Below are 23,506 nucleotides of genomic sequence, written 5' to 3'. Positions count from 1 at the left end.
AGCTATTACTCCGAGGAATTAGGGAGATGTTCGGGGGAAAGTTCTTCCAGAATGCTTGCGAACAGGAATCGCGCCGTAGGGGCCGACTCCCAGGTAGTTTCTAAATCGATACAGCAGATCGTGCAGCTCCCGCCACTTTCAAAACTCGCTTGCCACCAACACCAATCGCTGGCATCTTCGACAACTTCGAGCTTTAACGCTCCTCGAACCGAGGTCAGCTCGAGTCCGCCCGGCTGATTCTCGTTGGCATCTACGCGATCGAACTCAGGGTCGAAGCGTTTATCGAGCTGCGATATCACCTGACGGTTTTGAAACGTGATTTTGCTTAATCGAGTGACGTCTTGAGGGGTCGGGTAATCGAGGGTCCCATCACTGGGGGCCAGCACCACGATTTGAACGCCTCGCGCGGCCAACGTTAGCATGCTGCCGACGAGGGCTCGTTGTTTCTTCAGTGAGACGCCATGGCCAACGATCAGGATGCCGCTTTCCAGGTTATCAAGGGTATTCGCATTGGTGATTCGGTTGAAAGGAATCTCGTCCGATTCGAACCGCTTGGCCGTCTTTCCTTCGGGATCGAACAGTTGAATGTCGAGCGACTTGAGCCACTCACGCCGGGCAACGTACGGATCTTTTGGAAACAGGTAAACGGCCTGCTTGGAACTCGTCAGTTCGTTACCGGCAGCATCAACAATCACCGCCGTAATTTCGGATTCCAGAATGGTGCGATTGCGAACCTGAGGCAGACTGACAGTCAACTCGATGGTCGAGGTCTCCCCTGCGTTCAGTTCCAGAGCCTCTTCGATTCGTGTCACCGTCCGCGAGCCAATCGCGTACTGCCAAAGAACCCGTCCGGCAAATGCCTTGGTTGCGTGGAATTGAAAACGAAGCGGGGCCGTTGTTTCGGCAAAGTGAGATTGAACGCCAACCGGTTTGACGGAAACAGAGCCTGGAGCATCGTCCGCCGCGAGCAGCGAGGAGTTCGGAATCGTTGCTAGAACGATCGCCGCGATCACGTAAGGATGTCCGAGCAATTTGTACCAATTCATGCTCTTTTACTCCTTGGGTTCCGGAGTTGTCTTGGAGGCTTTCAAAACAGACCTCAATGAAACCAGTTCGATAGAACGTTGTTCGGGCATGATGGCTATTTCCTGTCCATCAGGCCGGAAGAGGAATCGGGTTGAAGGGGTGTAGTTCCCAAGATCGGCAGCCTTCTTACCATTTGCCAAATCCCAAAGTTCGACCTTGTTGGCCTGCTGAAATTCGCCCCCCACGTGAGAACTCACGATATATTTCAACGACCAACGACCATCGGGCGAGACCGCTAAGGATCGACCAATGACCGTCTCTTGCAGCACCTTCGTCGGCCCCCATTGGAAGCTCCAGGTGATCAAAGAGTTGGCGTCGTTGGGAACCATTCCGACGAGTTCGCCGCCAGGCAACACTCCAGCAACGGAGTAAAGCGACTCGATACTGCTTTCCTGAGTTCCATTCTCGACCGAGTAAAGCCGTGGTTCATCGTTCCGTGTGCTGGTTAGTACATACTTTCCGTCGGGTGTGAATTCGACACGATCGAGACCCATATTGGAAGTTTGGAACTTTGCTCGCTCTGTACCGTCGGCGACATTCCAAATGAGGCCAACGCGATCGCGATTGATCGCCGCTACCCGGTCCCCTTGCCACGAAAATGCGATTCCGATGACTTCGTTCGACAGTCCGTCTAGCTCGGCAATCGGCTTCAAGTCATTTGTCTGCCACAAGACGATACGACCGTCGCGATTTCCAGCAGCAAAATATTCGCCGTCGCGACTGAACGCTACTTGCACCATTCCCTGTGGGTCGTCAAATACATTGGCCTCAAGCTGCTTGGTCTGAGCATTCCACAGCTGGACGGAATTCGTTCCCCTGTCTCGCGCAGTGAGTATCCATTTACTGTCGGGAGAATAGGCCAGCGATCGAATTCCGAATCGATCCTCCGTAAGCTTCTTATAGGAGTCGACGGGAAGCTGGGGATAGTTCGGCGACTTCGACGGTGTCGAAGCTTCGACGGTGCCACGCAGCGCATTCGTCAACGAGACCCCAGAGCCATCGAAAAGCACTTGAAGCGTCCCTGACGGGCCCTCGATTTCGTTTGCCTGAACAACAGGACCATACCGGTTGGTCATCAACAGGTTATTCAGTTGTAGCGAGCCCCGAACGAAGCGAACGGGAGGAGACTTGGGTGATATCCCCCAATGGTTTTGATAAAGCCATGGTACTTCGCCGAACGATTCCAGCGATTCATCCTCAAGGTTTCCACGCTGCCACTCCATGCCGATCACATGCACGTCACCGGTGCGGGGTTCTATGAGCACCTCTCCCTCTTTCACATCGGCGATTACCGTAGAGACGTCGAAATCTGGATAGCCAATTCGTTGCAGTCCGAGTTGCCGGTACGTTGGCGGAAGAGGTCGCACGGCAAAGGTAGCACCCTGGTACATATCTTTGGTGGTTCGATTGCCGCCGACACCGTTGGTGTAGCGTGGTCCTGTACTGACGGTCAGCTTTTCAGGATCGACCACCAGGGGATACAAGTTCACCTCATAGACCTGGCAATTCCTGGTAATCAGGACGGCCCCTTTGCCATCTTCGGAATGCAGCCAGCGAGAACCAGCGACACCGAAGGCGATATCGGTATCCGTAGGCGAGACATCCATTGTCTTGTTGTTGACGATACGCTTGGCTTCGTGAAAAACATTGACATGATGCTTTCCGTTTGGATCGAAATGAACATCGGCGATCCAGCTTCGGCCCGCGTATCCGGCAACGATGGCTTTGCCAGGGGCATATGGAGCCAGCGTAATCTCGGGCTGGATATAGAGATTGCTTGCTGCGATCTCGTCTCGAGCTATCAACGGAAGGCCAGTTTCGTCCGTAATCGGAGAAGCCTCTGCCGTAAGCGGATCGATCACCCAGATTTGGCATTTCTGATTGTGCACACTGAAGCCGACCCAGATATAGCGACCATCGTATCGCATCGACTGCAGGTAAGGATTTGGAGGGCAAGTGATGACTTCCTGCAATGGCTTGCCGGGCATTGCCAACAAGAAACTGCCTCCTGTGAAAAGAATGTCGCCACCGTCGGGAAGTGGGCATGCCTCTGAGATGTTTCTCAATTCTCGTTGGGTACCATTCAGCGTGACGTACGTCTCTTCAAGTTTCCGGAATGAGAGCTTCGATTCGGCGTTGGTATCGGTATGCGTCTTGTGCTCTCGCTTATCGCCCGGCCCAGAAATCGCAACCAGCATCGAGTTCGCCTGAAGCTTTAAGTGTGCATTCGCTTTGGGAGCCTCCTTCAACCGCGTGAGAATATTCCGGCCTTCCCAGCTCTTCAGGATATCTTTCGTGTATCCCCGATGTAGAACCGCTTCCATCAGCGCCCGAAGGTCTGGTTCGTCTTGATGTTCCAGGATGAACTTGGCGCGTTCGATGTACTGGTGCGTCGGAGGCATTCCGGCGATGGCGAAATTCAGCATCCAGGAACATCCGCGCCACTGTTTTGCGGCCGCATATCTCTGGACAAGTTGGCGTGCCAGCAGACGCCTTCGATTCTCGAACGCGAACTGTTCCCCGACGAATTGTTCTAATTCTGGCGTTCCATCATGCAGGAAGGCATACGCTGAAAAGGGCCTTCTTGACCGAAAGTAGTCCCACAGCGGAGCAAGGTCTTGAAGCTCCGCACGGTTGGCGAAGGTTTCGATGTGATCCCAATGACGCTGTAAAACTGGAGAAGCCGCTTTTTGGGCCGACAGGCTTCTCGGGTCCAAATCTAGCGCCAAGGCGCCTGCAATTTGCGGAAGGATTTCAATCAGTTTCAAGTGTACGTGTTGCTGGTCGGGATCTATTAGCAAACTCGCCTCGAAGAGACTCGATGCTTCCGGAAGGTTCCCTAGTCGAAGAAACTGCTCCGCTTGCTGGTTCAACAGTGCGACCTCTTCCGCGGTGTCGACCTTGATCGCGGCAATCCCTTGTGACTCTGCCAGGCGGGTGGCGATGCCGCGCAGAAACGACGGCACTTCGGATGGTGGCAGCGTTTGCTCAATCGCTTCGAGTTGCTTGGAACCTTGTTCGACACGGACCGAGACCTGGACGGTGCGGTCGCTCCCCTTCCCTTCGTTCCGAAACGTTCCCAGCAAATAGATCGGCAGGCGTCGGCGAATTGAGTTTTGATCGGCCGATACCTTCAGCTCGTTAGAGATCGCCTGGGCTTCTTCCAGTTCGACGACCACGGCGTTGGGCGAATCGAGAACGATCTGTTCCAGCAACTTGGCATACGTTGCCTTTAAATGGTCGTGCTCGTAGGTCAGATCATCGCTGACAAACGGTGGGATGGCGAATATGAGTTGTAGATCTTGCCGCGACTTGTCGATTCCCTGGGTAGCCAGCATGGTGAGTAACTCGGCATCGGCCGTTGGATCGGTACCGATCGGCATCTGGCTTGACACGAGCCGAAGGCCAAATTTGGTTTCTGAAACGACCAGATCGAAGAATTGCTGGTTTCCTTCGGTATGCGTCTTCAGGATGATCAGGACATCAGCGTTCAGCGACTGCCCCACCGAGACTCGCTGCTCGGCGGCAGTGGCCGAAAAGATCGATTGCAGTTCACGTTCGGCAACGACTTTTTGAATTTCATTTCGTTCTACCCAGCGACTATCCGGGAGCGAGAGCAAGTTGGCCTCGACAAGACCTCCGGCGGGAGTCTCGCCTACTTCAATCAAAGCGCAACGTGGCGGTTCCGATGGAAGTGTCGGCTCCTGAGCGTCCAGAGACGCTGAGACCAGGGCGAACCATAGCATTCCAGCAAGTGAGAAGGTGAATCGCAAACGTCGCATAGTGCATTTTCTGGGCTAACACAATCAAGCCCTTTGATTTTTTGAGATCGCTTTCATCGATCCGAACAGGGATAGCAGTCCCATGGCCACCACGAAGACCCTCATCGGGGGTGTTCTGCGATGTTACCACAGGACGGGGAAAAGGTGTGCGATTTATTGGCCCAAATCCACAGAAACTTCACGGGTCGAATCCAAGAAATAAAAAAAGCGAGGTCCATGAATCGTTCACGGACCTCGCTAAGGGCAAAGGTACTTCCTTTTTAGTCAGGCGACTTAGAGTTCGCCGATGACCTGGCCGTCGTCTTTCGAGGCGATTCGATTGACCGACACGCCATCCATGTTTTCGGTGAAGAAGCGAACGCTGGCGTCGCTCAGGACGAACTGAGCACCGCCAGGATGGTGCGAGCCGAAACCGTACTGATTCGTACCATTGATCTTGTATTCGGCGCTCTGTGCTCCGCTGCTTGTGACACCACGCAATGTCTGGTGCGTCGCGACATTGCTGGAAGCACCGCCGGTTGTGACGCCAATCCAGACGGCGCCCAAGTACTTGATCAAGTCGTCTGATGAGTTACGGGTCCCATTCTGACCGAATGGCACTTCACCGATCATGACGGTGTTGGTCGTGCCGTCGGTGACGTCCCGGAACTTGGTGGCACTATTCGGCGAGAACATCCCGTTGCCGCCGTTGATGCAGCTTCCGGAGTAGTAGCCACAGTCATCATCAGGATAGTTGTACTGCGTGTTCAAGTCGCCGAAGACACCTTTATACGTCGACAGTCCGTGCGATGGTTCCGAGTCGGAATTCTTGAACTCTGGGTTCACGTCGCCGCCAGGTGTGCTGGGGCAACGATAGGTCGAGATCAGTCCCTGCGAGTATTCCAGAATCGCAGGGTCGTCAGACGCGAACTGATTCATAACGTTCAGTGCCTCGTAGCGATTGTTCTGCTCGATCTGTGGCAGAATCATCGCCCCCCATCCCCAGCCCGGCCCCGAGAACGTCGAGTAGCTGTAACTTCGACGGTAGAAGCCCGCCGGAAAACAACCGTAGGTGTCGTGATAGTTGTGCATCGCCAACCCCATCTGCTTGAGGTTGTTCTGACACTGCGATCGACGTGCTGCTTCGCGTGCCTGCTGCACGGCTGGCAAAAGCAGCGCGATCAAGATGCCGATGATGGCGATCACCACCAGCAGTTCGACTAACGTGAAACCGGCTCGTTTCGCCTTCGAGGCGAGTTGTCGTTTACCCATTACGTGTCCCTTATTGGCCGCCGCGATGTCATGGATGAAAACAGGTTTTGGGGGCATGATGTGGGAAGGGGATTCGCGATTCGGCTTCTTTAAACGTTAAGAAAAATAGCAGTTCCGATATAAGGGAAGTTTGCGCAAATGAATTACCTCTTTTGCGAGCTCTTCCCGTTACGCCTGGTCTTCTAAATAAAAATACGCGACCATGGCCACACGATTGCGAGGGGGGCGCCTCACGATCCAGGCCAAGGTCGCGTAGGGTGGTTCAGCTGGCGAATGAGCGTTTTGTTGACTACGGTTCAGCTAGTGAGTTATCGTCGAGGTAGTCGCCACGCTTCGGCTTGCTTTTCAGATTGAACTCGAAATGGTTTTCCGCCCCTTCGCTCACTGTCACGACGGCCACGCCGTTCTCAGCGTACAGTGGCGAGATGCTTACCGCCTTGCCGGAGGAAGTCTTGGTGTCACTGGTCGAGACAATCTTCACCAGGAAGTCACCAGTCGCAACACCGGCACCTTGGTCTCCAGTATTCAACTCGAACTCGCCGTTGGCATTGGTGGTACCGAAAGCTCGCGGGCCGGTTTCCGAGTGAAAAACAACATTCGCGTTCTCGATCGGATTGCCATCGAGTTGCACGACCCCTTTCGCAGGTCGCATGTCGTACGAAGGTGTTTCAGAGCAGCCAGTGAGACTACCCACGATCAGCATCAAAAGAATTCCGGATACAGTTACAACTGCGAAGTGGTGCTTTGCCATGGGTCAACCGAAGAAGGAACAATTTGCTGGCGTCTGATTGCGATATCGTTTTGTGAACGACGGCACTGACAACCATAGAACCGATGGCAGAGTCGCCCTAGGGACCTTCGCGCAAAATGATTAACGGATTTTGCAACAACGCGTGTAGGACAGCTCCACGCCCCGCAAAGCTTGACACAAGAAGGCTCTGCAGGCTGGTTCGCACACCCTAACTAGCGTTATCCAGCAGGTCTTGCGGATGGTTACGGCGGAACTCGCCCGGGGTCATCCCGGTCATCCGTTTAAAGAACCGCAACATCGCGTTTTCGCAACTGAAACCAGCCTGTTGGCTGATTTCGGCTAAGGTTTGTCCGGTCTGTCGAAGATGAGCTTTCAACACATTCAACCGGGTCATCCGAATCTCTTCCGCAGGCGATCGCTTAAGCACTTTACGGAAGCGTTCTTCGAGCGAACGACGTGAAACATCGAGATGCCGTGTCAGATCGGAAACGGTAATCGCAATGTCACTGTTGCGTTGAATGAATTGAACCGCCTGACGAACGAGGGCGTCGCTGGCGAAGACGGTATTGGTTGAGGCCTTTTCAACGATCCCTTCCGGTGCGATCAATATCGGCTCGTCGCTGGGATCGCCTCCGCCGATGATGCGCTGCAGTTCTTTGGCCGCTTCGTAGCCGACCTGTTCGACGCGTTGTTCGATGTACGAAATCGGAATTGGCGAAAGCTTGGAAACGAGTGGATCGTCTTCCACCGCGAGAATTGCGACGTCGTTTGGAACGTTAATTCCCTCGGCACCGCAGGTCAGAATGATCTCGCGGGCCTGGATCGTATTCCATGCCACGATGCCAACGGGCTTCGGCAGCGAACGGACCCATTCGACCAGGCGTGGCCGCTGGAAGTCGAAGTCAGGCTGAGGTGCAGCTGGATCGGGCGCGAACTGATAGGTTCGGCAGCCAGCGTCTTCCGCCGCTTTGACCACTTCCGGCAAGACCTGATCCTGATAGCTGTAGCACAGAGGTGGACCGATATAGCCAATGTTCTCGAAGCCACGCTGCACGAAGAACTCGCCCGCGATCTTTCCACCGCCGGAAGGATCTGCAATCACTTTTGGAAAGCGACGGCTGTGCACGCCATGCCACGAAACATTGATCGTCGGCAACTGATGCTGAGCGATCGATTGGCGAAGCGATTCATTCGAGATTCGCGAAATGACTCCATGACCTCGCCAGTCATCTGGCAGCGCTGGGGGAGCCCCGATGCCACGGGGATGCATCCAAAAATCCCAGTTTCCATGCTCCAAGGCAAAGCGAGCAATGCCATCGAGAATGGATCGACTCCAGTGACTCTCGTTGAGAATCAATAGAGCAATGCGGAGTCGGTCGGGATAAGCCGGAATGCGCTGGATCATCAATGAGCCGCCTTCAAGCTGTGGGGAGGTGGGGTTCGTCTTCTTAGCAAAACTAATTGCTCGTTCTGTCTGAGTCGAACATGAAATGCAATTCGCGGGCCAACTTTAGTTCTCGAGGATACCACGCGCTGCCATAAAAGAGTGAATCGGTCAATTCGGTGTGTTTCTTCGGGCAAGCCGCAAAAATCGAATATTGGTATGCGCAGAAGAACATTGTTCCACCTCCGGATCTTGGGCATATTTCCTGATACGAAAGCAGACTGTGCCCATAAATCAGGCACAAGTTGATTCTTTTTTGTCAGAGAACTGAACCATTTACGCGGTTCTACGCCAAAACAAGGAGTGTCAATGAAGCCCCAATTTCTGCGAAAAGCCTACCCCTCGATGTGGCTTCTATTCGCGGTGGCTTTGCTCGCCGCCGATGCGAAGGCCTGCACGACCGCAGTGATCAGCGGCAAGGTGACTGCCGACGGTCGACCTCTGCTATGGAAGAATCGCGACACGAGCACTGGTCTTCATAATGAAGTCGCAGTGATCACCGGTGGCAAGTACAAAGCGGTCGCCGTGGTGAACGCCGGACAACGATCGACCGTTTGGATGGGTGTCAACGAAGCAGGCTTCTGCATCGAGAACTCGCTCAGCCGCGACCTCGCCATCAAAGAAGACACCTCTGGCCCAGGCAACGGCTCGCTGATGCGAATGGCCCTGCAAACGTGTGCCACCGTCGATGACTTCCGACGCTTGTTGGAAGAGACCAACGTCTCGGGACGATCCACAATTGCGAACTTCGGCGTGATCGATGCCCATGGCGGTGCCGTTCTCTTCGAGACTGGTCCAAAGACGTACAAGTTGTTCAATGCGAACGATCCCGTGGTGACTCCGGATGGCTATGTTGTCCGATCGAATTTCTCGACCACTGCTCAGCAATTGGAAGCGAATCCGACTCGGAAAGAACTCGACAAGATCTACTCAGCCGAGCGTTACCTGAGGGCTCGCGACATCCTGGATTTGTGTGCATCCGACAAGATCGATCTGCAAGAAGTGGTTCGCCAATGCTGTCGTGATATGAGTGACGATTCAGGCAAAGCGTATGCAGGCACCATCAATGGTCCCACTGGCGAAATGCCGGAATCGATCGCCACAACAAGTACTATCAGTCGCACGACCACCGTTTCGGCTGTGGTATTTCACGGAGTCAAGCCGGGCGAAAGTCCCAAGCTGACGACCATGTGGACCATGCTGGGTGACCCGAAGTTTTCGATCGCCGTTCCTGTCTTCCCAATTGGTCACGTCGCCGATCCATTGGAAGACGAAAAGGGTGGCGAAATCGGCGAGATCGCGATTTCACTTCGCGACTGGCGTTTGACGCCTGATCGAGATGGTGTCTTCACGAGTGGCCTGGCTGGCATGTGGAGAGACATGTGGAGCACCGAAGACCATCTGATTTCGGTCACGCTCGAAGCAAAAGAACGTTGGGCCAAAGAAGGGATCAAAGTGGCCGATGTGAAAGTGCTGCAAACCAAAGCAGCCGAGCATGCCATGAAGGCGATGCAGCAGGAACTGATCGACGAGAAGAACGCAGCCTTGCAGCTCACCGCGCCTGCTCCTCCAGAATTCGGCACGCCACTAGCAACTTCGGCGACAAACTAAGCTGTCGGCTGTCGGTAGTCACACCTCCAATCCACGTTCGTAACCTCCGAGAATCGATATGAAGGCTTTACAACCTCTCACTCCAACTCGTTCGTTCGTCCAACGCCTTGTCGGCGGTCTCCTGCTGACGCTGCTTGCCGCATTGCCGGCATTGGCCGAGACCAACTCCGGCGGTGCCTCCCCTTCCCTGGTTCGTGTTGCGATCTACGATCATAGTGGCGGGTCGGCTACGGGGCCGAAGAACTTGCAGGCGTTCCTCGTTCCCAAGAATGGTTTTGAATCGAAGGTCGTCACGCCGCAGCAGATTCGCGATGGCATACTGGATGATTTCGACGTGCTCATCATGCCGGGCGGATCGGGCAGCGCACAGTCAAAGAACCTGGAAGACAAAGGACGCGAGATCGTTCGCCAGTATGTCGACAACGGCGGCGGTTACGTCGGCATTTGTGCTGGCTCTTACCTCGCTTCTTCCCACTACAGTTGGTCACTCGGTCTAATCAACGCCAAGGTTTGGGACCGTTCGCACTGGGATCGAGGGACTGGCACCGTTTCGCTGGAACTATCGCCGACCGGAAGCGAATTACTGAAGGCGGACAAGGAGTCGCTGCCATGCTATTACGGCCAAGGGCCTTTGCTGGTGCCGAATGACGACCCATCGCTGCCAGGCTACGAAGTGCTGGCCACGTACGGTTCGGAGATCGCGGAGAAAGGTGCTCCTGAAGGAGCTATGACCGGAACGCACGCGATTGTCCGGTCGATGTTTGGTGCTGGCCGAGTGATCTGCTACAGCCCTCACCCCGAAAAGACCGGTGGTCCCAACTCGATCATGGCCGAAGGGGTTCGCTGGGCAGGCAGCGGCAAAGCCAAATAGTCTTCGGCATTGATAGATCGCGAACGGTAAACAGACCTAGGACGACGGTTCCGGTAGATAGGATTTCGAGCTTGATTTTTCCCCAATCAGAAGCGCTACGTCTGCTCGATCGGATCGCCGACCTGATCTTGCCATGTCCTCCTGCGGAAGCGGTGGAACATCTCTATCCTTGGGATGCTGAGATCTTGTTTCCATCCGCTGGGACGCAGATCACCTTAGTTGGCTACGGTAGCCTGATGAATCGCAAGTCAGCGTTGCGAACGTTCTCGACCGAGACGGTTCGCGATGCCCGACCTGCCGTCGTGCTGGGCGCCCGTCGAATCTACGAATACGTGATGAGTCCTCAAGGGCGTCGCGTTTACGGCCCCAGCAAATGCCAGTACAGCTTCGGCGTCCTGAACGCTCGCCCGAGCGAACATATCGAAGACTGGTTCAATGGAATGGCCTTTTCACTTCGCATGGAAGACATGCAAAAGCTGGTGAGCCGCGAGTACGCGTACGACCTGGTTCCCGCCTGGTCGATTCCCTGGGATGAACTGGACGCGGCGCCTCGGTTGACCTACTTTCTCTCTTGCCGGCAGGCAAGCTTCGACGGCCGCAAGACCATCGACCCAGAAATGTTGCCGCATCCAACATACCACGCCCTCTGCGAAGAAGGCTGCCGAGAAATCTCTCCTGGATTCCTCGAAGCATTCCGCTCGAGCACCTGGGTCCGCAACGCCCGCTACAGCGAATCTCGTGAGCTGATGGAGAGCAACGGACAGGCCCGCAACTAGTCGACTGGAGCGAATAATCGCTCGAAGCTTTTGCATGCGTCCATTCTTTGGGCCGCAGTTGCCTTCCAGGCTCCGCTCACTCAGGGGGCACTCCCTCGGAAAGCGCGTGATTCTACGTTTTTTTCGTCGAGTTTAGCGATCTGCTTCGGTATGTTGAGAGCAGGCAGCTTGGACCTGTTCGCGGTTCGGCCTGCCTCCCTCTTGCCTCTTCTCAACCAACCCACCTGGAGCCGTCGTATGATCCCTTTCATCCGAACTCGTCTCGCTTACTGCATTGCGCCTCTGTTCTTCGTGGTGCTGTGTGCATCCTCGCCTGCCCAGGAGGGGCAGCGTTCGCCATCGGAAACTAGTGCCCAAGGTGTGGATGAGACGAGGCCGGTTCAGGTTTACATCTTGCTCGGTCAATCGAATATGGTCGGAGCCGGGAAAATTGGACCGGCTGAGACGGACGGCACGCTGGAACACGCGGTGAAGCAAAAGGGAAAATACCCCTATCTTATCGACGAGAAAGGGAACTGGAGCGAGCGGAATGACGTTCGCAATGTGCGAGTCATGGGGAGTGGCACTAAGCCCATGAAGCAATTAAATAACGAATGGATGACGGTGAAAGGACGTACCATTGGTCCGGAACTTGGCATCGGCCATATCCTGGGCGATGCGACGGATGCCCCGGTTTTGATTCTGAAGAGCTGCATCGGCAACCGTTCGCTCGGTTGGGACTTGTTGCCACCAGGCAGCGAATGCTACGAGTTCGAGGACAAGGGAAAGACCTGGACCTACGCAGGCTACAAGCAATCGCCCATGCGCTGGGAGAAAGGTACCCAGCCGCAGCCAATCACCTGGTACGCAGGCATGCAGTACGACGGTGACATCGCCAACGCCAAGCAAGTCTTATCTGAACTCGAAAAGTACTACCCTGGCGCAACCAGCTACGAAATCGCGGGGTTCTTTTTTTGGCAAGGAGACAAAGATCGCTATGACGCAGGTCTCGCCAGTCATTACGAAGCGAATCTCGTGCGATTCATTCAGCAGCTTCGCCAAGATTTCAAAGCACCTAACGCCAAGTTCGTCTGTGCGACACTCGGCCAAACCGCACAAGGAGCCACCGGAAACGAGGGTCTGATCCTGAATGCTCAACTCGCAGTCGACGGACGAAGCAGCAAATACCCTGAGTTCCAGGGGAACGTGGCTACTGTCTACACGCACCCCATCAGCCACGGCGGCGCATCGAACGGCCACTACGGAGGCAACGCGGAGACGTACATGGACGTCGGCGAAGCCATGGGTAAAGCAATGGTGGAACTGAATCGCCGGTGAGGTGGGCATTTGGCAGAACGGAAGAAGGCCTAGGTGGACGAATCGTCCGGATTCACCTCTGCCTCACGAAGAACATCGCTCTGAGATCAGTTTCCGGGCAATTCAAATTCGTGAACGTCCCCTGATGGAAATGGAACTCTCAGGGGCCGAAACCTGCGGACCATTCTTATCCCGCAACTAACTTGATGGCTCACAGAAACCAGACGAAATAGCTAGGCCCCTGATAAATTGACCTAAGTCATTACAGCAAAAAAAGTATCCCCGGCGGGGTTCGAACCTGCAACCTTCGGCTTCGGAGGCCGACACTCTATCCAATTGAGCTACGGGGACTTGGGTTTGTTCAATATTAGGGGGCAGGTCTGGCGGTTGTCAACGAGCGGGGGGATGGAAGTTAAAAACTGGTAAGGAGTACGGTCAAATCTTCCGGTTCGGTACGAATTCGTGGGAGATCGCTTGTACTTTTGCGGCGAAGCCGAAACAATCGTGCGTGCCAGGGTTTAACGATGGAGTTGGAGTTCGCGATGATTATTCGCAAAGAGTACAAGTTTTACGCCGCTCACCGGAATGAAGAGCTGCAGGACAAATGCCGTAACCTGCACGGGCATCGCTACGGAATTGTCTGCCATTTCGAGGTGCAGCGGACTGGTTCGTACTCGACGCTGTTCTCGGACTTCGACGACAAGATCGGCCCGTTTCTCAAAGAGCACTACGACCACGGGATGCTGATCAACGTCCACGATCCGCTGTATGCCACCCTGAAGCAGCATATGGAAGTTCACGGCGAGGAGTTCAAACTGCGTGAATTCCAAGGGCCAACCTCGGTCGAGAACCTGGCTTACCAGCTGTTTACGGATATCACCGAGATGGGTTTTGAACTGGTCCGGCTGGATGTCCAGGAAACCGATACCTCGGTGATTACCTACGATCGCGAAGATTGGGCCCGGGATCAAAAAGCCCAGGTATTTTCGAGCGTTCCGACCGCTGATACCGCCCACTAGGACTGCTGGCACGCGAAAATGTTCGTCGCTTTTTGCTCAAAAAAGAGCTAAGATAGAACTTCGAGAGCGTACTTTTTCGCGCGTGACTTCTCCTGGAAATAGAGCCAGTGGCGCTTACTTACTTCAAAAGATTCCGCATGGAGATCTCACTGCAAGATCTCCCCGAAGAACCGCCGTTACCGGTCGGATATCGGCTGGTGCCATGGTCGGCCGAGATTCTCAAGCGGCACGCAGAGGTGAAGTTCCAGAGCTTTCGATTCGAGGTCGATGCCAACGTCTTTCCCTGTCTGGGGGATGCGGAAGGCTGCTTCCGCCTGATGCGCGAGATTTCGATGCGGGATGGCTTTCTGCCAGCGGCAACCTGGATGGTAGAGTTTGACGATCCGCAAATGGGTGACTGGCGACCCGTCGCCACCATTCAAGGTGTCCGAGATCGTGAAGGAAATGGTTCGATTCAGAATCTGGGGGTGATCCCTGGATTTCGTGGGATGGGAATCGGTGCGGTGCTGCTACTACGTGCACTCCACGGTTTCCGCGACCACGAGATGCCCAAGGCTTCCCTGGAAGTCACTTCGCAGAACCTGGGTGCAATTCGGCTCTATCAGCGGCTTGGTTTTCGGATCGCCTCCACTGTCTATAAAGCGGTGGAAATGGGCGCCGTCCAAACCACCACCCAGGCCTAACCAGTCAGACTGGGTCTTGTAGGGAAATGTTCCGGCCGTTTTAATCGGGGATTGGCCCATCGAGGTAACTCCTTCCGAACACCCTTGCAACAGCGGGAAGCGACGGCAAAAACGTGCGTTCGACCATCTACTCCGAGAGCTTCGACAACGGATTGACCCTCCTCGCGGAGTCCATGCCCTGGCTGCAATCGGCAGCATTTTCGATTGCTATTCCGGCAGGCGTACAGCGAGAAGAAGAGTCAAATCGAGGCGTTGCCAATCTGCTGTGCGACTGGATGCAGCGCGGCTGCGGACAATTTGATAGCCGGCAGTTCGTCGAAGCGCTCGATAACCTGGGCGTTGCTCGCGGCGGCGGCGTTTCCAGCAGTCACTTGAACTTCAGTGGGGCCCTTCTCGCTGGCAATTTGAGGCCAACGCTGGGTCTCTATGCCGACTTAATCTTGCGGCCTCATTTTCTGGCGGACGAATTTGAAGACGCCAAACAGGTGTGCTTCCAAGAGCTGCGAGCCTTGGAAGATGACCTGCACCAACAAGCAATGCTCAGCTTGCGTCGGCAGATGTATGCCGACCCTTGGGGTTGGCACCCGACCGGAACGTTGGCCTCGGTCGAGTCGCTGACAGAATCAGGCGCGAAGTCCTACTTCGATACCTGGATCCGCCCAAACGAGACCATCATTTCCGTCGCCGGTAACTTCGACTGGAACCAGCTTCGCGACGAGATCGCCGCCCTGTTTGGCAACTGGAAGTCGAGCCCTGGCCAGAAGAACTTCTTGGGGTCGAAGCTCCCTGAATATGTCCATATTCCGTTTGAATCGAGCCAGACGCATGTCGGCCTGGGCTTTGAAGGGATTCCCGTTTCGAGCCCGGACTTTTACCAGGCACGTGCCGCGATTGGCATCATGAGCGACGGGATGAGCTCGCGGTTGTTCAGCGAAGTTCGCGAGAAGCGTGGGCTGTGCTATACGGTTTATGCCTCATGCAATTCACTCAAGACGCAAGGTGCCGTTCTGGCGTACGCCGGGACCAGCACCGAACGGGCTCAAGAGACGCTCGACGTGATGATCGAGCAATTCAACGATCTGCCGAAGGGCGTTCGTCAGGATGAACTGACGCGACTGAAGGCACGATTCAAGAGCGGGATCGTCATGCAGCAGGAATCGAGTTCCTCGCGGGCATCGTCGCTGGCGGCCGATTGGTACCATCTCGGACGAATCCGCAAGATGGACGAATTGGAAGCGATCGTCGACGGCATTACGGTCGAAACGATCAATGCCTATGTCGCGGCAAACCCGCCGAAGAATTATCGGGTAACGACCATCGGTGCAAAGAGATTGGAGGTTCCGAGTGGAATTTCGTCAAGCGACGCTTGATAACGGCTTGGAGATTGTCGCCGAAGTCAATCCGAATGCCTATTCGCTGGCCACGGCGTTTTTCGTGAAGACCGGTTCGCGCGATGAATCGGACGAAGTCGCTGGCGTGAGCCACTTCCTCGAACACATGGTGTTCAAAGGAACCGCGCGTCGATCGGCGGAAGACGTCAACCGCGAACTCGACGAGTTGGGCGCTCAATCGAACGCGTTCACTAGCGAAGAGCAAACGGTCTATTACGCCGTCGTCCTTCCCGAATTGCAAAACCAGATCGTCGATTTGCTGGCCGACATCATGCGGCCCACTCTGCGGCAAGAGGATTTCGACACCGAGAAGAAGGTGATCCTCGAAGAGATCATGAAGTACGACGATCAACCGCCCTACGGTGGTCATGAAAAGAGCATGGCTGCCTGGTTTGGTTCGCATCCACTCGGCAACAGCGTGCTCGGAACGCAAGAGTCGGTCGGCGCGCTCAGCCAGCAGCAGATGATGTCGTACTTCGAGCAGCGTTACAGCCCAACCAACATGACGCTGGTCGCTACCGGAAACGTCGACTTCGATGCCCTGATCGAACAAGCCAATCAGCTTTGCGGCGACTGGAAGAGGTACGACGTCAGCCGGAACACGGTCCGACCTGTCGGTCAGTCGAACTTCCAGTTCGTCACCAAAGAGACCTCGATCCAGCAGTACATTATCCAGTTGGCCGAATCGCCTGGCTCGGAAGATCCCAATCGCTACGCGGCTCGTCTGCTGGCGACGATCATGGGAGATGACGTCGGCAGCCGATTCTTCTGGGAACTGGTCGACCCAGGCCTGGCTGAATTCGCCGCGATGGAATCGTACGAGTTCCAGGGCTGTGGCGTGATGATGAACTACGTCTGCTGTGCTCCTCAGGATGCGCAGCGGGTTCTCGACGTCGTGCAGCATGAAGTTGAAAAGCTGATGACCGGTGGCGTCACTCAGAAAGAACTCGATCAGGCCAAGAACAAGGTCTGTTCGCACGTGGTTCTCCGGAGCGAACGGCCATCCAGCCGGTTGTTTTCCGTTGGCTCCAGCTGGACCCAGCGGAAGAGCCTGAAAACGGTCAAAGAGACCGTCGAGGCTTATCAGAACGTGCAGCTGGACGACATCGGTCAGTTGCTCGAAATGTACGACCTGCGAAAGACATCGACGACCGCTGTCGGTCCACTTTCGTCGCTACAGCTTCCCTAGCCGCACCAGCCGATCGAACGGATCGGCTGAAATCGGCTCCTCAACGTGATTTGCGTGCTGGCACTGCCAGCAGTCGGTCGAATAAGACCGTTAGTACGAAGCAAATCTCGGAACGGAGTACGGTATCGTGTCGCGTGCAATCAACTTGACGGTCGCCTTTCTGCTGGTGGGTTCGATCCTGGTCCCAGCCCCAGCCCAGGCTGGTTGGAATGGCGTGATGCGATTTTTCGGTGAGTTTTGGAGCGACGGCTACCACTCGAAGGGTGATGCCTGGAATCGCCCGACCCACCACGAACAGCGGCTTTCGACCTACCAGCCTTACTATCCGGTTCAGGTCGTGCCCAACGAAGTGATCGAGATCCCAACGCCCACCCCGGCACTGCCCAAACAGGCATTTTACGGCGTTGGTTCGCCGACCTTGGCTCGGCCAATCTCTGGTGAAGTTCCCCGGTAGTTGCGGCACTCCTGGTTGAGGACGTTGCGCGAATTCGCTAGAATCCGCCTTCTCACTACTGTCCCTGGAGTTTGAAGCAATGCAACGTACGCTGGTTCTGTTGAAGCCTGACTGTGTCGAACGACGTCTGATTGGTCGCATCATCGGCCGTTTCGAGGACAAGGGCCTCAACATTGTGGCGATGAAGCTGATCCGCATTACCCCGGATCTCGCCAAGCAGCACTACGCCGAACACGTCAGCAAGCCATTCTATCCTGGCCTGGAAGCCTTCATCACCGCCGCCCCAGTGGTCGCCATGGTGCTGGAAGGTCTCGAAGCCATTCAGGTTGTTCGCGACATGCTGGGTGCCACCAGTGGTTTGAAGGCTGCCGCCGGTACGATCCGTGGCGACTTCAGCAGCAGCCGCCAGATGAACCTGGTTCACGCTTCGGACGGCCCCGACGCCGCCTCGCGTGAAATCGATCTCTACTTCCAGGCTGAAGAAGTCCTGGACTACGCTCCTGTTCTGACCCCTTGGATGCGAGCCGACGACGAGTAATCGCGATCGCCAGCAGTACCGTTTTTCGGTCTGCTCGAAGCCAATATCAAAGGAACCGCTCATCCAGCGGTTCCTTTTTCATGCGCCGATACAATCGCTATAGACGGCGCGATCGGTGTCGCTTTACGGCAAAATGACCGTACCACGAATGCTTCTGCCAGCGACGCGTGCCGGCTCGTTGAACGTTTTCTATATAGAGGCAGCCGAAATGGAACTTCGGTAGAAACCCTGGTCCAGGGCAAGGGCTGCCGTAAAGGGTTCAGAAGATGAGAGACAACCGACACCTAGCCCCGACCGAATCGAAGCGATACTACGCACCTGTGTTGTCGATGCTGCTTTTCATTCCGATGCTGCTGCTGACCATGGTCGTGAATCCGTTTGCGTCGAGCAACAAAGCGTATGAAGGCATTTTCTTCATTGCTGTCCTTGCCGTCTACTTCTTGACCTTTGGCGTGGCTTATTTGCTCGAAGTCTGGGTTGGCAATCGTAACAACGTCTAAAGACTAGTCGCCAGGCTAAGTCAGAATCGGTTTCACGACATGACCATGAACATCGGTCAGCCGGAAGGCGCGTCCCTGATGCCGGAAGGTTAGCCTCTCGTGATCGATCCCCATTACATGCATGATCGTCGCTTGAAGGTCGTGGATGTGAACCGGATTCTCGGTGATGTTAAACCCATAGTCGTCGGTAGCGCCTAGCGTCATGCCTCCCTTGATGCCACCGCCAGCCATCCAGACGGTGAAGCAGCGTCCATGATGATCGCGGCCGAAGTTGTTCGCCCCGAGCTTGCCTTGGCAGTAGTTCGTGCGGCCGAACTCGCCCCCCCAGATCACGAGCGTCTCATCCAGCATACCCCGCTGTTTCAAGTCTTGAATGAGCGCCGCGGCAGGTTGATCTGTTTCTTTACACTGTTTGCGAATCGCCCCTGGCAAGCCGCCATGGTGATCCCACTCTTGGTGATAAAGCTGAATGAATCGCACGTTCTGCTCGGCCAGACGCCGGGCTAGTAGGCAGTTCGCCGCGAAGGTGCCCGGGTTACTCGCATCGGGACCGTACATGTCTAAAACATGCTGCGGTTCCGATGTCAGATTGGTGACCTCGGGAATCGAGGCCTGCATCCGGAATGCCAGTTCGTACTGACGGATTCGTGTGTCAACGATCGAATCGGAGGGCTGCAGCCGATGAAGTTGGTCGAGACTCGCCAGCGCCTTCTCACGACTCGTTCGGTCGATTCCGTTGGGACTGTTCAAGTAGAGAACCGGATCGCCGCCGCTCCGAAACTGAACTCCCTGATGGTGAGACGGCAGGAAGCCATTGCCCCAGAGCCTCGCTGCGAGTGGCTGTCCCCCCTTCTCTTTCGTCACCAACACGACGAAGCCCGGCAGATTCTCGTTCTCGCTTCCCAGCCCATAGCTGAGCCAAGAGCCAATACAGGGCCGGCCAGGAATCTGCGAACCGGTTTGTATGTAGGTAACGCCCGGCCCGTGATTGATCGCTTCGGTATGGACCGAGCGAATAATACTGATATCGTCGACCACCTTAGCCGTATGCGGCATCAATTCACTGATGCTCGCGCCCGATTGGCCATGCTGAGCAAATTTGAACGGTGAACCTGCCAACGGAATGCTCGACTGGTTGCCGCTCATCCCGGTCAAGCGCTGTTCGCCGCGAATCGAATCAGGCAACTGCTCGCCATGCTTCTGGTTCAGCAGCGGCTTGTGATCGAACAGATCGAGCTGCGATGGCCCACCGGCTTGAAACAGAAAGATGACCCGTTTCGCCTTGGGCGTGTGGTGGAGCTGCGACAGGATACCTTCCGAGGCAGCCGCGTCCTGGGACAGCATTTGGCCCAGAGCGAGTCCACCGAAGCCCCACGCACTCGATTGCAGCAGTTGTCGACGTGTAATCATTGCGATTCGAGGTCCTTCCTAGCGACGCGTCACGCAGCCATCGAAGTTCATCACCATGTTGGCCACCACCGTGAGGGCCGCTAACGTCGTTGGATCGAGCTTCTCAGGCACCTTCGCTTCTCCCGCCCCCAATAGCTGACCGATCTGATCGGGATGGGCGGCGAAGTGTTCTTGTTGTTCTTGGAATAATTGCGTCAGGATCGCCATCTCTTCAGTAGTCGCGTTCCGGCTGGTCAGCAGGCGAAAGACCTTTTGAATCTGAACTTCACTCGCTTCTGATTCACTCGATTGCAGCACTGAAGCCGCCAACATCTTGGCTGCCTCGACATATTGCGGTCCATTGAGCAGTACCAAGGCTTGAAGCGGCGACGACGTTCGTTCTCGCTTCAACTGACAGACGTCTCGCTTGGAGGCGTCGAAGGTCATCATCGCTGGCGCCGGACTGGTCCGCTGCCAAAAGGTATAGAGCGAACGACGATAGAGCCCGTTACCATGATCGTGCCCGACCGGCTTGAACGAGCTTGATACTTCATACGGCTTGGCTGGGGCTCCACCGATTTGTTCGACCAGCAGGCCACTCGTCGCCAGCGCGTTGTCCCGAACCATTTCAGCCGACATGCGGAACTTGCTTCCGCGAGCCAGCAAACGATTCTCGGGATCTCGCTGGAGCTTGTCAGCCGAAGCCGTCGACGCCTGTTGATAGGTTGCGCTCGTCACGATCTGCCGCAGCAGTCGTTTGACATCCCAACCATGCTCGATGAAATCGGCGGCCAGCCAATCGAGCAGTTGCGGATATGTCGGCGGGCTGCCTTGGCTGCCGAAGTCTTCCGGCGTCCGCACCAGACCATCCCCCATCAGCAATTGCCAGTAGCGATTCACCGCAACTCGCGCCGTGAGTGGGTTCTCTCGATCCACAATCCATTGAGCCAGGCCCAATCGATTCGTTGGCCATTGCTCGTTGAAAGGTGGCAAAGCGGATGGCGTCATCGGACTCACCGGATCGGCCGGGGCATCGTACGATCCGCGAGCCAATAAGAACGTTGGCCGAGGCTCGTCGAGCTCGCGCATGACCATGATTTCTTTGGCTTGATCGTATGCCTTGTTCCGGGCCTGACGAGCATCAGCCAGTTGCTGCTGCAGACCAAGCGAGACTTCGTCAAGCTTCCAGGCAACATACTCGGAAACGGCTTCCGGACTGGGACGATCGTCTTGAAGCACGGACACTTCCGCAGGCGTTAAGCACTTGTCGTACAGGGCGAACTCATCGACTTCTCCCTGTTTGAAGCCCCGGTCGCGGAACCGTTCGCCAATCGCGATATGATCGTGGCCGCCGCCGGTGATCTGCTTGGTCAACTGATCGCGGACGACATCGACTTCAACGGGAACACCTTCGACGTAAATCTTCAGGCCGCTCGCCTTGCTCGAGCCATCGTACGTGACGACGACTTGCTGCCAGGTATTCAGCGGAAACTCTTGCTTGGCCTGAATACTGATCGCGTTGCCAGGCCAGAAGTGAATGAGGGACCATTTCAGCTTCGCATCTTCCAGCAGCAGTTCGTACCCGCGACTGGCGGCATCGGTCCATGCCCGCGAACGATGAAAGATCACGGCCCGGTCTTTCCGATCCGGCGTCTTCATCCAGAGTGAAACCGAGAATGGCTGGTGGCGTTGAAAATTTCCCTGCGACAGATTCACTGCGTCGTCACCGGTCAGACGAATACCTTGGCCTTGCTTGCCGATGATGGCCGAGTTGTTTCCCACGTTCCCTTCGTCGAACGTCAGCGTTTCGATGGCGTGCGGCCTCGCAACATCGAAATTCGTTCGCATCGGTGCGGACTTAAGATGATCGGCAAGCGCCGTTTCGAGATCGCGCACCTGCTGATCGAGATGTTCGAGATTCGCTGTCTGCTTCTCGTCGGTCAGCAGCATGGTTGGCGTTGGAATCGCAGGCGTGAAGTACGAATACAGCCCTGCTTCGTCGATGCTATTGAAGAACGCGAACATCTGATAGTACTCGCGCTGGCTGAGCGGGTCGTACTTATGGTCGTGACAACGGCAGCATTCCATGGTCAGCCCAAGGAAGGCAGTCGCCACCGTCTGACTACGATCCGCGACGTATTCAACGCGGAATTCTTCCGGGATACTTCCCCCTTCGACCTTTTGGGGATGAAGCCGACAGAAGGTCGTCGCGAGAATCGTCTCTTTCGTCGCGTCCGGAAGGAGGTCGCCTGCGATTTGCTGGGTGATGAATTGATCGTAAGGCATGTTCGCGTTCAACGATCGAATCACCCAGTCGCGCCACGGCCAAACGAAGCGTTCGCGATCGACCTGGTAGCCGTACGTATCGCTATAGCGAGCCGCGTCGAGCCACTCGGCCGCCAGCCGTTCTCCAAAGCGAGGCGAAGCGAGCAGCCGATCAACCGTGGCGCCGTAGTTCGCTTCGCTGGGGTCGGCCTCGAACTGATCAAGTTCTTCTAGCGTGGGAGGCAAGCCATTCAGATCGAACGTCAACCGTCGCAACTGTCGCCAAGGCTCGGCCGCCGGATTCGGCTGTAGGCCTTCCTTCTTTAACCGGGCCAGGACGAACTTGTCGATTTCGTTGCGGGACCAGTTGTCGTCGGCAATTTCGGGAACGGCGGGTTTCTCGATGCGTTTAAAGGCCCAGTGCTGATCGTACTTGGCTCCCTGAGCAATCCAGCGGCGCAAGAGTTCAATCTCGTCGGCCGAGAGCTTCAGGTTGGAATCGACGGGCGGCATCCGCTCCGAAACATCTTCGGCCGTCATACGAAGGAACGCTTCGCTGTTCTCCGGCTCACCAGGGACAATCGCGTAGTCGTGGGCAGCGTCTTCAACATCCAGCCTCAGGTCCGCAGCGCGGCCTTCGGCATCAGGGCCATGACAGTGGAAGCAGCGGTCCGACAAGATGGGACGAATCTGAGTCGCAAAGTCGACTTCATCTTCCGCATACGCAAAGGTTGGCAGCATCGCTGATAACCCGACCAGTGCGATCAGCATCCAGGCTCGAGGAAGGCAAGAGAACATGGTTGGCCGAAGGTTGAGTTCGAGATAGTAGCGCCAATTCAGCAATTGGCAGATCGGGCAGGAATATCCAGCCTAGCAGTCTCGAAGCTGCACTTCAAGCAAGAATCGGGCGCAGCAGGAAGAGCTACTGCGCTTCGTCGATAGAAATTAGAACTGTTTAGCGGCCAGAATGACCACACCGAACAGGCCAGCGCCACCCACCAGCAATAGGCCGAGTGTGCCAAAGAAGATACCGATGGCGTTGTCAGGTCGCTGCTTGTCAGCTACCCACCATGCCCCGGGAAATCCGCCGGCAAAGGCGATCATCGAAAGTAGAAGGAGCAACAAATCTTGCATGACGAGGTTTCCTGGATTCCCGATTGAGGAGTTTAGGATAATTGGGAAGGTAGTGCAGTGCAATCATTGTGCACGT

The 23,506-nt window shown here is 55.7% G+C and carries 19 protein-coding genes and 1 tRNA gene; 11 read left to right on the top strand and 9 right to left on the bottom strand.

The genetic code is table 11. The features are described 5' to 3' along the window. Positions 1 to 5 precede the first annotated feature (5 nt). The 5 genes from AB1L30_RS12595 to AB1L30_RS12575 all read right to left on the bottom strand — a co-directional run bounded on the left by AB1L30_RS12595 (position 6) and on the right by AB1L30_RS12575 (position 8,275). Positions 6 to 1,046: a hypothetical protein gene (locus tag AB1L30_RS12595; protein WP_367013773.1), complete on the bottom strand. Its 1,041-nt coding sequence runs from the start codon at positions 1,044 to 1,046 to the stop codon at positions 6 to 8. A gap of 6 nt (positions 1,047 to 1,052) precedes the next feature. Then, the gene (locus AB1L30_RS12590) at positions 1,053 to 4,868 is read right to left on the bottom strand and encodes a hypothetical protein (RefSeq protein ID WP_367013772.1); all 3,816 of its coding nucleotides are present in this window, start codon (positions 4,866 to 4,868) and stop codon (positions 1,053 to 1,055) included. A gap of 273 nt (positions 4,869 to 5,141) precedes the next feature. Continuing rightward, positions 5,142 to 6,119: a DUF1559 domain-containing protein gene (locus AB1L30_RS12585; RefSeq protein WP_367013771.1), complete on the bottom strand. Its 978-nt coding sequence runs from the start codon at positions 6,117 to 6,119 to the stop codon at positions 5,142 to 5,144. Between the two features lie 289 nt (positions 6,120 to 6,408). Beyond that, positions 6,409 to 6,822, bottom strand: coding sequence for a carboxypeptidase-like regulatory domain-containing protein (locus AB1L30_RS12580; protein WP_367013770.1), 414 nt, complete (start codon positions 6,820 to 6,822; stop codon positions 6,409 to 6,411). A 256-nt stretch (positions 6,823 to 7,078) separates the two neighbouring features. Further along, a complete protein-coding gene (locus AB1L30_RS12575; protein ID WP_367013769.1) occupies positions 7,079 to 8,275 on the bottom strand; it encodes a XylR family transcriptional regulator in 1,197 nt (398 codons plus the stop codon). A 348-nt stretch (positions 8,276 to 8,623) separates the two neighbouring features. Between AB1L30_RS12575 and AB1L30_RS12570 the strand changes: the two genes are divergently transcribed. The 4 genes from AB1L30_RS12570 to AB1L30_RS12555 all read left to right on the top strand — a co-directional run bounded on the left by AB1L30_RS12570 (position 8,624) and on the right by AB1L30_RS12555 (position 12,889). Beyond that, positions 8,624 to 9,925, top strand: coding sequence for a carcinine hydrolase/isopenicillin-N N-acyltransferase family protein (locus AB1L30_RS12570; RefSeq protein WP_367013767.1), 1,302 nt, complete (start codon positions 8,624 to 8,626; stop codon positions 9,923 to 9,925). 58 nt (positions 9,926 to 9,983) lie between these two features. Next, positions 9,984 to 10,796: a BPL-N domain-containing protein gene (locus tag AB1L30_RS12565; protein WP_367013766.1), complete on the top strand. Its 813-nt coding sequence runs from the start codon at positions 9,984 to 9,986 to the stop codon at positions 10,794 to 10,796. Positions 10,797 to 10,867: 71 nt separating this feature from the next. Then, positions 10,868 to 11,572: a hypothetical protein gene (locus AB1L30_RS12560; RefSeq protein ID WP_367013765.1), complete on the top strand. Its 705-nt coding sequence runs from the start codon at positions 10,868 to 10,870 to the stop codon at positions 11,570 to 11,572. Positions 11,573 to 11,809: 237 nt separating this feature from the next. Then, on the top strand, positions 11,810 to 12,889 hold the full coding sequence (locus AB1L30_RS12555; protein WP_367013764.1) for a sialate O-acetylesterase: 1,080 nt from the start codon (positions 11,810 to 11,812) through the stop codon (positions 12,887 to 12,889). A gap of 256 nt (positions 12,890 to 13,145) precedes the next feature. On the opposite strand, the gene AB1L30_RS12550 is transcribed toward AB1L30_RS12555, so the two are convergent. Next, positions 13,146 to 13,219, bottom strand: a tRNA-Arg gene (locus AB1L30_RS12550). A 191-nt stretch (positions 13,220 to 13,410) separates the two neighbouring features. Between AB1L30_RS12550 and AB1L30_RS12545 the strand changes: the two genes are divergently transcribed. The 7 genes from AB1L30_RS12545 to AB1L30_RS12515 all read left to right on the top strand — a co-directional run bounded on the left by AB1L30_RS12545 (position 13,411) and on the right by AB1L30_RS12515 (position 18,642). Then, entirely contained in the window at positions 13,411 to 13,887 is a 477-nt protein-coding gene (locus tag AB1L30_RS12545) for a 6-carboxytetrahydropterin synthase (RefSeq protein WP_367013763.1), read from the top strand. A gap of 137 nt (positions 13,888 to 14,024) precedes the next feature. After that, on the top strand, positions 14,025 to 14,570 hold the full coding sequence (locus AB1L30_RS12540; RefSeq protein WP_367013762.1) for a GNAT family N-acetyltransferase: 546 nt from the start codon (positions 14,025 to 14,027) through the stop codon (positions 14,568 to 14,570). Between the two features lie 173 nt (positions 14,571 to 14,743). Next, positions 14,744 to 15,940: a pitrilysin family protein gene (locus AB1L30_RS12535; RefSeq protein WP_367013761.1), complete on the top strand. Its 1,197-nt coding sequence runs from the start codon at positions 14,744 to 14,746 to the stop codon at positions 15,938 to 15,940. After that, a complete protein-coding gene (locus AB1L30_RS12530; protein WP_367013760.1) occupies positions 15,915 to 17,150 on the top strand; it encodes a pitrilysin family protein in 1,236 nt (411 codons plus the stop codon). Before AB1L30_RS12535 ends, AB1L30_RS12530 begins: the two co-directional genes overlap by 26 nt. A 127-nt stretch (positions 17,151 to 17,277) precedes the next feature. Continuing rightward, positions 17,278 to 17,604 (top strand): hypothetical protein, encoded by a 327-nt coding sequence (locus AB1L30_RS12525; protein ID WP_367013759.1) that lies wholly within the window; start codon positions 17,278 to 17,280, stop codon positions 17,602 to 17,604. 79 nt (positions 17,605 to 17,683) lie between these two features. Beyond that, entirely contained in the window at positions 17,684 to 18,142 is a 459-nt protein-coding gene (gene ndk / locus AB1L30_RS12520) for a nucleoside-diphosphate kinase (RefSeq protein ID WP_345085209.1), read from the top strand. Positions 18,143 to 18,408: 266 nt separating this feature from the next. Then, positions 18,409 to 18,642, top strand: coding sequence for a hypothetical protein (locus tag AB1L30_RS12515; protein ID WP_367013758.1), 234 nt, complete (start codon positions 18,409 to 18,411; stop codon positions 18,640 to 18,642). Positions 18,643 to 18,657: 15 nt separating this feature from the next. Here the strand turns inward: AB1L30_RS12515 and AB1L30_RS12510 are convergent, their stop codons facing one another. From AB1L30_RS12510 to AB1L30_RS12500, 3 genes are all read right to left on the bottom strand, one after another. Beyond that, on the bottom strand, positions 18,658 to 20,052 hold the full coding sequence (locus AB1L30_RS12510; protein WP_367013757.1) for a DUF1501 domain-containing protein: 1,395 nt from the start codon (positions 20,050 to 20,052) through the stop codon (positions 18,658 to 18,660). 18 nt (positions 20,053 to 20,070) lie between these two features. Further along, entirely contained in the window at positions 20,071 to 23,067 is a 2,997-nt protein-coding gene (locus AB1L30_RS12505) for a DUF1553 domain-containing protein (RefSeq protein ID WP_367013756.1), read from the bottom strand. 174 nt (positions 23,068 to 23,241) lie between these two features. Further along, positions 23,242 to 23,430, bottom strand: a complete 189-nt coding sequence (locus AB1L30_RS12500; RefSeq protein WP_345085221.1) for a hypothetical protein — start codon at positions 23,428 to 23,430, stop codon at positions 23,242 to 23,244. Positions 23,431 to 23,506 lie beyond the last annotated feature (76 nt).

Source organism: Bremerella sp. JC817 (assembly GCF_040718835.1).
Classification (GTDB): domain Bacteria; phylum Planctomycetota; class Planctomycetia; order Pirellulales; family Pirellulaceae; genus Bremerella.
This window is presented reverse-complemented; position numbering and strand designations above follow the sequence as displayed.